Annotated in this window: 10 protein-coding genes and 1 rRNA gene; 1 reads left to right on the top strand and 10 read right to left on the bottom strand. The window is 56.0% G+C overall.

Going from position 1 to position 12,256, the window contains the following annotated elements; all coding sequences use genetic code 11:
* From GHO32_RS08510 to mrcB, 10 genes are all read right to left on the bottom strand, one after another.
* Positions 1 to 210, bottom strand: a 16S ribosomal RNA gene (locus GHO32_RS08510); the annotation flags it as partial.
* Positions 211 to 687: 477 nt separating this feature from the next.
* Positions 688 to 1,302, bottom strand: a complete 615-nt coding sequence (gene msrQ, locus GHO32_RS08500; protein ID WP_153333962.1) for a protein-methionine-sulfoxide reductase heme-binding subunit MsrQ — start codon at positions 1,300 to 1,302, stop codon at positions 688 to 690.
* Entirely contained in the window at positions 1,302 to 2,315 is a 1,014-nt protein-coding gene (gene msrP, locus GHO32_RS08495) for a protein-methionine-sulfoxide reductase catalytic subunit MsrP (protein ID WP_153333964.1), read from the bottom strand. Before msrP ends, msrQ begins: the two co-directional genes overlap by 1 nt.
* A gap of 63 nt (positions 2,316 to 2,378) precedes the next feature.
* The gene (pssA, locus tag GHO32_RS08490; protein WP_153333966.1) at positions 2,379 to 3,236 is read right to left on the bottom strand and encodes a CDP-diacylglycerol--serine O-phosphatidyltransferase; all 858 of its coding nucleotides are present in this window, start codon (positions 3,234 to 3,236) and stop codon (positions 2,379 to 2,381) included.
* Positions 3,237 to 3,381: 145 nt separating this feature from the next.
* Positions 3,382 to 4,398: a ketol-acid reductoisomerase gene (gene ilvC, locus GHO32_RS08485; RefSeq protein ID WP_048373335.1), complete on the bottom strand. Its 1,017-nt coding sequence runs from the start codon at positions 4,396 to 4,398 to the stop codon at positions 3,382 to 3,384.
* Between the two features lie 50 nt (positions 4,399 to 4,448).
* Positions 4,449 to 4,940 carry an acetolactate synthase small subunit gene (gene ilvN / locus GHO32_RS08480; protein ID WP_048373333.1) on the bottom strand — a complete coding sequence of 164 codons (492 nt, stop codon included), beginning with the start codon at positions 4,938 to 4,940 and terminating at the stop codon, positions 4,449 to 4,451.
* 2 nt (positions 4,941 to 4,942) lie between these two features.
* Positions 4,943 to 6,667, bottom strand: a complete 1,725-nt coding sequence (locus GHO32_RS08475) for an acetolactate synthase 3 large subunit (protein WP_048373343.1) — start codon at positions 6,665 to 6,667, stop codon at positions 4,943 to 4,945.
* A 431-nt stretch (positions 6,668 to 7,098) separates the two neighbouring features.
* On the bottom strand, positions 7,099 to 7,428 hold the full coding sequence (locus GHO32_RS08470) for a YqcC family protein (RefSeq protein ID WP_153333968.1): 330 nt from the start codon (positions 7,426 to 7,428) through the stop codon (positions 7,099 to 7,101).
* A 7-nt stretch (positions 7,429 to 7,435) separates the two neighbouring features.
* A complete protein-coding gene (locus GHO32_RS08465) occupies positions 7,436 to 8,161 on the bottom strand; it encodes a tetratricopeptide repeat protein (RefSeq protein WP_368668530.1) in 726 nt (241 codons plus the stop codon).
* A gap of 16 nt (positions 8,162 to 8,177) precedes the next feature.
* The gene (mrcB, locus tag GHO32_RS08460; protein WP_153333970.1) at positions 8,178 to 10,502 is read right to left on the bottom strand and encodes a penicillin-binding protein 1B; all 2,325 of its coding nucleotides are present in this window, start codon (positions 10,500 to 10,502) and stop codon (positions 8,178 to 8,180) included.
* 116 nt (positions 10,503 to 10,618) lie between these two features.
* Here mrcB and GHO32_RS08455 point away from each other — a divergent pair, with 116 nt between their 5' ends.
* Positions 10,619 to 12,175 carry an AAA family ATPase gene (locus tag GHO32_RS08455; RefSeq protein ID WP_368668531.1) on the top strand — a complete coding sequence of 519 codons (1,557 nt, stop codon included), beginning with the start codon at positions 10,619 to 10,621 and terminating at the stop codon, positions 12,173 to 12,175.
* Positions 12,176 to 12,256: the final 81 nt, after the last annotated feature.

Raw genomic sequence — 12,256 nt, 5'->3', positions numbered from 1 at the left:
AGGCCCGAAGGTCCCCTGCTTTCTCCCGTAGGACGTATGCGGTATTAGCGTCCGTTTCCGAACGTTATCCCCCACTATCAGGCAGATTCCTAGGTATTACTCACCCGTCCGCCGCTCTCAAGAGAAGCAAGCTTCTCTCTACCGCTCGACTTGCATGTGTTAGGCCTGCCGCCAGCGTTCAATCTGAGCCATGATCAAACTCTTCAGTTCAAACATCTTTGGGTTTTTAAGAAACCCTAAACTTGGCTCAGCAATCGTTGGTTACATCTTTGATTTCTCGCGGAGTAACTTGTGATGCTGATAATCTTTTTGACTATCAGTCTGACTCCACAAGCACCCACACGAATTGCTTGATTCAGTTGTTAAAGAGCGGTTGGTTAAGCTTTCGCTCAACCGAGGCGGGCATTCTACAGCAGCCTTTGTTGCTGTCAAGCGGTTATTTTAAGATGTTTTCAAAGTTTCCTTTTTAACATCAACCACTTGCGCCTTCGATCTCTCGTTAGCGGGAGGCGAATTCTACAGCGTTACACGCTGCTGTCAACACCTCATTTCCTGCTTCGATGAATTGAAGCTGGCACCGTCAAAACCATCCAACTCGTTGATATTCAAGGAGTTTTCCGTTTCGACTGCGCCGGAAGTGGTGCGAATTATAGGCCGCTAGAATTCTGAGTCAAGGGTTAATTTGAATTAAGTGGCCACTACTGGTTTCTTCTTATATAGACGAGGGATCCGACGCATCACTGGCGGGATCCGCAGCAGTAAAAGGCATGCACCTATAAAGGCATAGATCGACCACTCTTTCAGGTCAGCACGCACAATCCACAACATATGCAAAAGACCCAACCCCACAACCACGTACACCAAGCGATGCAACTTCTTCCAGCTCGCCCCCATCCGCCTTTGACTGTAACGATTGGAGGTCACCGCCAGCGCCAACAAAAAAAGCGCCCCCAAGCTGCCGACAATAATGTAAGGCCGCTTGCTGAGCTCAACCCCCAACTGGGACCAGTCGAGCCCGAGTACAAAGAACAAGTAGGCGCACAGGTGCAGCATCACGTAGGCAAAACACCACAACCCGATCTGGCGGCGGACCGCAATCCACCCCGGCCAGCCTGTCAGCTTTTGCAGGGGCGTCATGCATAACGTCACCAGCAACAAGACCAGTGTCCCAAGCCCCAGCCGATCAACCAACACCTTTCCGGGATCCGGCCCCAAGGCAAAGCTCCATGCCTCATAGAGCCAGTACAAAGGCCAGATTGCCGCCGCTATAAATACACCGAGACGCCACAGTGGAAACTTCATCAGTAATTCTTCCGTAGATCCAGGCCGGTATATAGAGAGGCGACTTCATCGGCATAGCCATTGAACATCTGCGTGTCCCGCACATTAGGGCTAAACAAACTGCTCGGCAGGCGCCGCTCACGCGCTTGAGTCCAGCGAGGGTGATCGACTTGCGGGTTCACATTGGCATAGAAGCCGTATTCATTAGCCGCAATACTCTGCCAAGTGGTTTTCGGCTGCTCCTCAACCAGGCTGATTCGTACAATCGACTTCACACTCTTGAAGCCATACTTCCACGGGACAACCAAACGAAGAGGCGCGCCGTTCTGATTAGGCAACTCACGGCCATACATCCCCACCGCCAATATGGCCAACGGGTTCATCGCCTCATCCAGACGCAAGCCTTCTACATAGGGCCAATCAATCAACGCAAAGTCGGAGCGCTGGCCCGGCATGACTTTCGGGTCCTTCAAGGTTTCAAAGCGTATGAATTTAGCTTTCGATGTGGGCTCAACCTGCTTAAGCAACGCTGACAGGGGGAACCCCATCCAGGGAATGACCATTGACCACGCCTCTACACAGCGCAACCGATAGATCCGCTCCTCCAACTGGTTGGGTTTCATAAAGTCCTCAAGGGCATAACGCCCGGGCTTACCCACCTCGCCATCCACGACCACCGTCCATGGCTCGGTTTTCAAAGCGCCGGCGTATTGCGCCGGATCGCCTTTATCAGTACCAAACTCATAGAAATTGTTGTAGTGCGTGGCGTCTTTGAAAGGCGTAATGGCCTCCCCTTTGACTGTCACTGCCTGCCACTGGGTCTGCGGGAGTTTTTCAGCAAACCAGCCCGGCGCCTTGCCCGGATCAACATCTGCGTAGCGCGAAGCATCAGTGGCATTCGCCCAACGCGGCAGTGCGCTCACGGCTAATCCTGCAAGCGAGCTGCCCAACAATGCACGGCGAGATAAATAGAAGGACTCAGGGGTGACGTCCGACTCTTTGCAGTCGGACGCTTTAGGCAGCTTGATGAGCATGACAACTCCGCAGTATTGGAGGGCTGATGCACCAATAGACTACGGAGTTTGGGGGAAATTACATCACTCGCCGGTTTTGTTACGGCGCAGATGCAATAAATATTGAATCGGGCCCGAAGCGGCATACACCAGGAAAGCCAGCAGCAGAATACGCGGCGGATCGCTGAACACCACCGCGAACACCAGCACCACCGCCAGGATCGCCACAAATGGCACGCGCCCTTTCAAATCCAGCTGCTTGAAGCTGTTGTACTTGATGTTGCTGACCATCAGCATGCCCGCCGCAGCCACCAACAAGGCCACCAGGAAGGACATTTTCGACCCCTGGATCCCGTAATCGCTGAACGCCCACACAATACCGGCCACGACACCCGCTGCCGCCGGGCTGGCCAGGCCGATGAAATAACGCTTGTCTGCCGTACCGACCTGCGTATTGAAGCGAGCCAGACGCAACGCCGCGCCTGCTACATAAATGAAGGCCACCATCCAGCCGACCTTGCCCATGTCGCCCAGCGCCCAACCAAACGCCAGCAGCGCCGGCGCCACGCCAAAAGCGACCATGTCAGACAAGGAGTCATACTCGGCGCCAAAGGCACTTTCGGTATGAGTCATACGGGCAACCCGGCCATCAAGGCCGTCCAGCACCATGGCGACAAAAATCGCGATGGCGGCAAATGCAAAATACTTGCTTGCGCCCGCAGCATCACCAGCGCTCATTGCGCTTTGCGCACTCATTGAGCTGATGATGGAGTAGAAACCGGCAAACAGGTTTGCCGTTGTAAAAAGATTGGGCAGCAGATAGATACCACGATGCCGGACCTTATGGCCTTCAGCGTCATGCCCTTCTTCGACATGCTCATCGATAGGCAGCAGGCTATCGGCGTCAGAAGCCTGTTTTGGCTCTTCGGGACGTTCGCTCATGGACATTACCTTGCAACGATATGGAAAGTTTCAATAGAAGCTTGCAGACCAACTGTCACCCGCAAACGTTCCTGCTTTATACCAGAAGCTGCCGCTTAAACGAAAAAACGCGGCCATGGCCGCGTTTTTTCAAGATCGTACTGACTTAGTTTTTAGCTTTGTCGACGATTTTGTTAGCACCGATCCAAGGCATCATCGAGCGCAGTTGCTCGCCGATCACTTCGATACCGTGTGCTGCGTTGTTACGACGCTTGGCAGTCATCGAAGGGTAGCCAGTAGCGCCTTCGCTGATGAACATCTTCGCGTATTCACCGTCCTGAATGCGCTTCAGAGCGTTACGCATTGCTTGGCGGGATTCAGCGTTGATCACTTCTGGGCCGGTCACGTACTCGCCGTATTCAGCGTTGTTGGAGATCGAGTAGTTCATGTTGGCGATACCGCCTTCGTACATGAGATCAACGATCAACTTCAGTTCGTGCAAGCACTCGAAGTAAGCCATTTCTGGCGCGTAGCCTGCTTCAACCAGTGTTTCGAAGCCGGCTTTAACCAGTTCAACAGTACCGCCGCACAGAACCGCTTGCTCACCGAACAGGTCGGTTTCGGTTTCGTCTTTGAACGTGGTTTCGATGATACCGGTACGACCACCGCCCACGCCCGAAGCGTAAGACAGTGCAACGTTTTTGGCGTTGCCCGAGGCGTCCTGGTAGATCGCGATCAGGTCAGGAATACCGCCGCCACGAACGAATTCGGAACGTACAGTGTGGCCCGGCGCTTTTGGCGCGATCATGATGACGTCGAGGTCAGCACGCGGAACAACCTGGTTGTAGTGAATCGCGAAGCCGTGAGAGAAGGCCAGGGTAGCGCCCTTCTTGATGTTCGGCTCGATTTCGTTCTTGTACAGAGACGACTGGAACTCGTCCGGGGTCAGAATCATTACCAGGTCAGCAGCGGCAACAGCGCTGGCAACGTCAGTTACTTTCAGACCGTGAGCTTCAGCTTTGGCGACAGTGGCCGAACCTTTGCGCAGACCAACAGTAACGTCTACACCGGAGTCTTTCAGGTTGCACGCTTGAGCGTGACCCTGGGAGCCGTAACCGATAATGGCTACTTTTTTGCCCTGGATGATCGAAAGGTCGCAGTCTTTGTCGTAATAAACTTTCATGATTTTCCTTTATGTATCCAGGCCATTCAGGCCGTTAGCACTTGTAAGTTTTAGATGCTGAGTACTTTGTCGCCACGGGCAATACCCGTCACGCCACTGCGAACTGTTTCCAGGATCGAGGCGGTACCAATCGACTGGATAAAACTGTCGAGCTTGTCGCTGGTGCCCGTCAACTGTACGGTATAAACGCTGCTACTGACGTCGACAATCTGCCCACGAAATATGTCTGTAGTGCGTTTGATTTCTGCCCGCTGGGCACCGGTTGCCTTGACTTTGACCAGCATCAGTTCACGCTCGATGTGAGCGCTCTCTGACAGATCCACCAGCTTGACCACTTCGATCAGCTTGTTCAGGTTCTTGGTGATTTGCTCAATCACTTCATCGTGACCTACCGTGGTCAGCGTCAGACGCGACAAGGTCGGGTCTTCTGTTGGTGCCACCGTCAGGCTTTCGATGTTGTAGTTGCGTTGCGAGAAAAGCCCAACAACGCGAGACAAAGCACCGGGTTCGTTTTCAAGAAGCAAAGAAATAATGTGCCGCATGATTAAGTACGCTCCGTCTTGCTCAGCCACATGTCGCGCATGGAGCCATCTTTGATCTGCATCGGGTAAACGTGCTCACTGGTATCTACCTGAATATCCAGGAATACCAAGCGATCTTTCATGGCAAAGGCTTCTTCCATTTTCGGCTTCAAGTCTTTGAGATCGGTAATCCGGATACCCACATGCCCATAGGCCTCAGCCAGCTTGACGAAGTCAGGCAGCGATTCCATATAAGAGTGCGAGTGACGGCTGCCGTAATTCATGTCCTGCCACTGACGAACCATCCCGAGAACACCGTTGTTCAAGTTGATGATTTTCACCGGCAGACCGTACTGCAAGCACGTCGACAATTCCTGAATGTTCATCTGGATGCTGCCCTCGCCTGTTACACACGCGACGTCATCATCAGGAAAACTCAGCTTCACACCCATTGCCGCCGGGAAACCGAAACCCATCGTGCCCAGACCGCCAGAGTTGATCCAGCGATTAGGCTTGTTGAAGCGATAGTACTGAGCCGCAAACATCTGGTGCTGGCCCACGTCGGACGTGACATACGCATCGCCCTTGGTCACTTCGCAGAGCATCTCGATCACAGCTTGTGGCTTGATCTTGCTGCCGTCGCCCTTGTCGTAAGGGAACAATCCGCGATCGCCGCGCCACTCATCGATCTGCTTCCACCAGGTGGCAACCGCTTCAGGGTTTGGCTTCTCGCCAATGTCCTTGAGGATCGCAACCATTTCGGTCAACACGCTGTCGACCGGGCCGACAATTGGCACGTCTGCCTTGATGGTTTTAGAGATGGACGCCGGGTCGATATCAACATGGATGATCTTGGCGTTAGGGCAGAACTTGGAGGCACCGTTGATAACACGGTCATCAAAGCGCGCACCCACCGCCAGAATCACGTCCGCGTTGTGCATGGTCATGTTGGCAGTGAAGCTGCCGTGCATGCCGAGCATGCCAATGAACTGGCGGTCTGTGCCAGGGTAGGCACCCAAGCCCATCAGCGTATTGGTCACGGGGACGTTGAGCATTTTCGCCAGTTCGGTCAACGGTGCAGCACCGCCACCCAAGATAACGCCGCCACCTGCGTAAAGAACCGGACGCTTGGCCGCCAAGAGCATTTCTACTGCTTTGCGGATTTGCCCCGAGTGCCCACGTACAGCCGGGCTGTAAGAACGCAGTTTGGCTTTTTTAGGGAAAACGTATTCGAACTTTTCAGCCGGGTTGGTCATGTCTTTCGGGATATCGACCACGACCGGACCAGGACGACCGGATTGCGCGAGGTAGAACGCCTTTTTCATGACTTCCGGGATTTCCGACGCGTGCTTGATCATGAAGCTGTGCTTCACGATAGGACGCGAGATACCGATCATGTCGGTTTCCTGGAAGGCATCGGTCCCGACCATAGTGCTAGGCACCTGGCCAGAAATGATCACCATCGGAATGGAGTCCATGTAGGCAGTAGCAATACCGGTGATCGCGTTGGTAGCACCCGGCCCGGAAGTCACCAGTACCACACCGGCTTTACCGGTGGCACGGGCGTAACCGTCAGCCATATGGGTAGCAGCTTGTTCGTGACGAACCAGGATGTGGGTAACTTCCGGTTCTTTGAACAATGCGTCGTAGACATGCAGGAGAGCACCACCAGGGTACCCGTAGATATAGTTGACACCTTCGTCGCGCAAAAAGCGGACGAGCATCTCACCGCCAGATAAAAGCTCCACGTTGTTCACCTCTAAAACGCCAGAATTCCGCTCACAAAATACGAACGGGTCTTAATAGGTTTACTTCTCAGCAGAGCATGAGCGACGGTGGTCGCCGACTACGTCAGCACTGACTGAGCAAGTATTGGGAGCTCCCCAAATATTGCGGGGTTTTCCCACCCAGCGCGAGGTAACGCGTTGCGGGTGTAACAGGTCGGCGCGGGTATGCGCCTCATGATCTGCTGAGAGGGTCTGCTTCTGGCAGTCCCTGTACAGCGGTGTCTGGATTCTTGTGTTTCAGCCCCTCCAAGTCAAGCAATAATTGCGCTTTTTTCCAAGTAAGCGCATGAGAACGTAGAAGAAAGGGGCTTGAGAAGGGATAAAACTCGCCTAGATGGCGCAAAGCGGTAGAAATATGCGCAAGACTGCCGGAAAAACCGGCAGCCAGGCAATTAACCAGCGTCAGTGATCAGTTGGTCGAACTTTTTCAGCTCAGCACGCAATCCGAGGCTCTCTTGAGGGCGCTCGGCATACACCATCTCGGCCATCTCCAGAATGCCCGAGACCTTGGGCAGAGGAAGATCCTGTTCAAGGATCTGCTTCATCCGCACCAAGAAGATCCATTGCAGCCACTGGTGAAAGTCCAGCGTGTCGACCGAAAAAGGCTCAACACTGCTCAGCGCTTCAACACTGGGAGATACATCGTCCCACCAGCCCTGCACACGCAGTTCACGTTCAATCAGCAATAATTGGTCGGCAATCGCCGCAAAACGAGCATCCATCAGAAACTTACCTGGCTTTTTGACGGGCCAATGCAGCGCCAGCCGCATCACCTTGTTTATCACGCGCTTGAGCAATCAAGCCCCACAAGCTCGCCTGCAAGTCCGGACGACCGCTCGCAAAGGTCAAACCACGGCGGGCAAACTGCTCAGCCTGAGCCGCATCCCCTTGCGCCATACGCACCTCTGCCAGACGGTACAGCACCTGCGGTTCGCGTGGCGCCACGCGCTGCGCCCGCTCAAGGCTCGACGAGGCGCCATTGAGGTCGCCACTCGCCTGCTGTTGTTGAGCAGTCGTCAGCAACGCCAACACCGGCCCATCCAGTTGCTCGTCTGCTGCCAAGCCGCCACTGCTGGACGGAATGCCGCTCGGCGTAATCGGTGCCGGCGCGGTGTAAGTCGTTGTCGGTGCATAGCTACCGGTGCTGATCGGCGCCGCCGGGCCGGGGGTAATCGGCCCCGGCGTGATCGGCTGGGTCTGAATCGGCGTCGAAACCGCCGCTCCGCCGCCCGGCACCATGACCACCACACCCGAATCCTGCGGGATCGACTGAGCCTGTGCAGCACGCGGCGCAGTGGCCTGTGGGTAACTATGGGTCGAACGTTGCGCCGAAACACGCTCGCTGTTCGACACCCGAACACCGGAGTCGACGACAGGGATCGAGCCCTGCGGTACGCTCGCGCAACCATTGAGCAAAGCCAGGGCTGAAACAGCCGGAATCCACCACTTGTTCACGTCACACCCTCTTTGCTTAATTCAACCAGCCCTTGACCCAATCCATCACCGCTTCACCTGTCGCAGGTGCTTGCGCACCACAACCGGCTCCAGCAGGCGGTTCACTGCCGCGAATATACGGCATCTGCACAGCGCCCGGGCAGCTCGCATCAGAGCCTTGCCCGGTATGCGGATCAATCCAGGCTTTGACAATGTTGTCTGGCTGCGGCATATCCAGCGGCAACGGATCGGCTTTGCTCATAAAGCTGGTCCACACCTGCAAAGCGCCGCTCGCACCGGTAAACGGGGTTTTACCGTTGTCATCACGCCCCAGCCACACCACCGCCAGCAGATCCTGACTGAAGCCTGCGAACCAACTGTCACGCGAGTCGTTACTGGTACCGGTTTTACCCGCCAGCGTGAGGCTTTTCGGCAATACGTTATAGACCGAACGCCCGGTGCCTTCGCGCATCACATGCTGCATCGCCGTCTGGATCAAGTAGATGGAGGCTGGATCAAAGCGCTGCTGGATCTGAAACGGGTAACGTTTCAGCGGCTCGCCTTCAGCCGTCAGCACACTGCGAATGCCGCGCATCGGTGTATTAAAGCCGCCATTGGCCAGCGTCTGATACATCGTTGCCACTTCCATCGGGCTCAGCGCACCAGCGCCCAGCAACATGGACGGGAAGGCCGGGAATTCACGCTCTACCCCCAACCGCGCCAGCGTCTTGAGCACGTTAGGCACGCCGACTTGCTGCCCGAGCCGCACAGTCCCCAGGTTGAAAGAGTTCATCATCGACTGATAAAGGAAAATCGTGCCGTGAGAGCGACGGTCATAGTTCTGCGGCGTCCAGACCTGCCCGTCTGCCCCTTTGATCGATATCGGCTCATCCGACAACCAACTGGTCAGCGTGAACTGGCTTGGTCGCTCAAGTGCGGTCAAATACACCGCAGGCTTGACCAGCGAACCAATCGGGCGCACCGCATCCAGCGCTCGGTTAAAGCCTGCATAGCCCGGCAGACGGCTGCCAATCAACGCCTGAACCTCACCGGTTTCAGGGTTGGTAACCACCATCGCCGCTTCAACTTCGTCTGCGCCTTTGCGTCCAGCCAGACGTTTGAAGGTGTCACCCACCGCCGCTTCAGACTTCATCTGCAAGATCGGGTCGAAACTGGTGAAGATCCGCAGCCCTTCTTCGGTCAAGTCTTCGTCGCGATAGTCTTCGCGCAATTGACGTTTAACCAGATCCAGGAAGCCCGGGAATGAGCTGTCCGCGAGGCTGCCTCGCTTGGTCACGCCCAGCGGCATCTTTTTAGCCGCAGCGACTTGCTCGGCCGTCGCCACACCCTGTTGCTCCAGCAAGTCGAGCACCAGGTTACGCCGCTCAAGCGCACGTTCAGGGTAACGACGCGGGTTATACGCCGACGGCCCTTTAACCATGCCCACCAGCAACGCCACCTGATGCAGTTTGAGTTCAGACAACGGCTGACTGAAGAAGAACTGGCTGGCCAGACCAAAGCCGTGCACCGCACGCTGGCCGTCTTGCCCCACAAACACTTCGTTGAGGTAAGCCTCAAGGATCTCGCGCTTGTCGTAGTGCATTTCAAGCAACAGCGCCATCATCGCCTCGGTGAGCTTGCGGCTGAGGCTGCGCTCGTTGGTCAGGAAGAAGTTCTTGACCAATTGTTGAGTCAGCGTACTGCCGCCCTGGCGCATTTGCCCGGACGAGGTGTTGACCCACAGGGCACGGACGATCGACTTGGGCGACACGCCGAAGTGATGATAAAAATCACGGTCTTCTACCGTTACCAGCGTATCGAGCAGGTACGGCGGTACCTGATCAATGTTGATCAGAATCCGGTCTTCGAGGTTTTTCGGATAAAGGCCACCAATCAGCAACGGCTCAAGCCGCACCACGGGCAACTTGGCGCCGTTGGTCGAGGTCAGTTCCGACACATAATCGCCAGAAAAACGTACCCGTACCGGCTGCGCTTTCTCAGCACCTTCATAAAACTGGAAACCACGGGTGTTCAGGTCAACCGTGTTGCCATTCACCGAGGCTGCACCGGGGCCATTGGCCACACTTTCGCGGCGATAGCCCAGTGCATCGAGTTCAGTCAAAAATTCGTTCTTGCTGAGTTTCTGGCCGACGAACAGCTCCAGCGGCCGGGCATACACCTTGGCCGGAATAGTCCAGCGCTTGCCAGAGAACTTCTCTTGCACGATGGCATCGAGGTAAACAGCAAAACCTGCCAGCACCACCAGGCCGACGAGGCTGAGCTTAAGGGCCCAACCCAGCCAGGGCCGGAGGCCACCAGAAGGACGTTTGGAACGGGAGCGGGGGGATCGAGTTCGAGTCATGGCGCGGGATTATACGCACTTTGCTCATGTTCATCATGCGCGTCCGGCGGTTTGCACGACCGCTGTCAACAGCCATAATGGCGCATTGAATTTTCCCGCCTTCAGAAGGACCGACCGTGAGCCAGAACCTGATTACCGCGCTACAAAATCCGAGCTTATACCCGCATGAAGTCGACGGGTTTCAGGTTATCGAGACCCACATTTCCTGGGTGATCCTCACCGGCCCTTACGCCTACAAGATCAAAAAACCGGTTAACTTCGGCTTTCTTGATTTCACCGAACTCAGTGGCCGCGAATTCTTCTGCAATGAAGAGCTGCGCCTCAACCAGCGCCTGACCGAAGGCCTGTACCTGGACGTACTGCCGATCACCGGCAGCGCCGACGCGCCTCAACTCGGCGGCGAAGGCCCGGCTATCGAGTACGTGCTGAAAATGCGCCAATTCCCGCAAAGCCAGCTGCTGAGCACGCTGCAGGCCAATGGCGAACTGACCGCTGCGCACATCGACGAAATGGCCCAGCAAATTGCCCATTTCCACACACACGCCCCGCATGTCCCGCTGGAACATCACCAGGGCACCCCTGAAGCCGTCATGGAGCCGGTGCGTCAGAACTTCGAGCAGATCCGCCCTTTCCTGTCCGACAAAGCTGACCTGCTGCAACTCGATGCCCTTCAAGCCTGGGCCGAAGCCAGCTTCACCCGTCTCCAGCCACTGCTGGAGCAACGCAAGGCCCAAGGGTTTATCCGCGAATGCCACGGTGATATCCACTTGGGCAACGCCACCATGATTGACGGCAAAGTGGTGATTTTCGACTGCATCGAATTCAACGAGCCGTTCCGTTTTACCGACGTGTACGCCGACACCGCCTTTCTGGCCATGGACCTTGAAGACCGCAGCCTGAAGTGCCTGGCACGCCGCTTTGTCAGCCAGTACCTGGAGTTGACCGGCGACTACCAGGGGCTTGAGCTGCTGAATTTCTACAAAGCCTATCGCGCCCTGGTGCGTGCCAAGGTCAGCCTGTTCAGCATGCCGGCAGAAGCCAGCGCAGTGCAGCGCGCAGCCACCCTGCGCCAGTACCGCAACTACGCCAACCTGGCTGAAAGCTACAGCACCATCCCTTCACGCTTCCTGACCATTACCCACGGCGTTTCAGCCGTCGGCAAAAGCTCTGTTGCGATGCGTTTGGTTGAGTCCCTGGGCGCCATTCGTTTGCGCTCTGATGTCGTTCGTAAGCAATTGTTTGGCGAGCAAACCGGCGACAACACCGTTGGCCATGGCATTTATAGCGCTGACGCCAGTGCCGCGACCTACGACAAACTGCATGAACTGGCCGGCATCGTGCTGCGCGCGGGCTTCCCGGTGGTCATTGATGCCACCTACCTCAAACGCGAACAACGCGACGCTGCCGCCAAAGTTGCCGAAGCCACGGGCGTGCCGTGCCTGATCCTCGACTGCACCGCACCCGACGCCGTGATCGAAGGCTGGCTGGCTCATCGCAATAGCCTTGGCAACGACCCGTCTGACGCGACCATGGACGTTGTCCGAGCGCAACAAGCCAGCCGCGAGCCACTCGGGGCAGATGAGGTCCTGCGCAGCAAGCCGGTTGAAACCAACAACAGCAAAAGCCTGGACACCCTGATCAGCGACATTCGCCAACGCCTGCCAGGGCTGTAAGTGCTTGCCCGTGCTGCGAAACTGCAAGGGTTTCGCGGCACGCCAATAGTGGCACTATAATATTGATGTACATCCATCAGG

The sequence above is a fragment of the Pseudomonas sp. FSL R10-2189 genome (assembly GCF_009600325.1).
GTDB classification, from domain to species: Bacteria; Pseudomonadota; Gammaproteobacteria; order Pseudomonadales; family Pseudomonadaceae; genus Aquipseudomonas; species Aquipseudomonas helleri.
The sequence above is the reverse complement of the archived record's forward strand: the minus strand, read 5'-3'. Positions and strand labels throughout refer to the sequence as shown.

Coding starts and splice junctions, on each gene's coding strand:
- pssA (WP_153333966.1), bottom strand. CDS start 3,236: ATGAGCGAACGTCCCGAAGAGCCAAAACAGGCTTCTGACGCCGATAGC.
- msrQ (WP_153333962.1), bottom strand. CDS start 1,302: ATGAAGTTTCCACTGTGGCGTCTCGGTGTATTTATAGCGGCGGCAATC.
- ilvN (WP_048373333.1), bottom strand. CDS start 4,940: ATGCGGCACATTATTTCTTTGCTTCTTGAAAACGAACCCGGTGCTTTG.
- GHO32_RS08470 (WP_153333968.1), bottom strand. CDS start 7,428: ATGGATGCTCGTTTTGCGGCGATTGCCGACCAATTATTGCTGATTGAA.
- ilvC (WP_048373335.1), bottom strand. CDS start 4,398: ATGAAAGTTTATTACGACAAAGACTGCGACCTTTCGATCATCCAGGGC.
- mrcB (WP_153333970.1), bottom strand. CDS start 10,502: ATGACTCGAACTCGATCCCCCCGCTCCCGTTCCAAACGTCCTTCTGGT.
- msrP (WP_153333964.1), bottom strand. CDS start 2,315: ATGCTCATCAAGCTGCCTAAAGCGTCCGACTGCAAAGAGTCGGACGTC.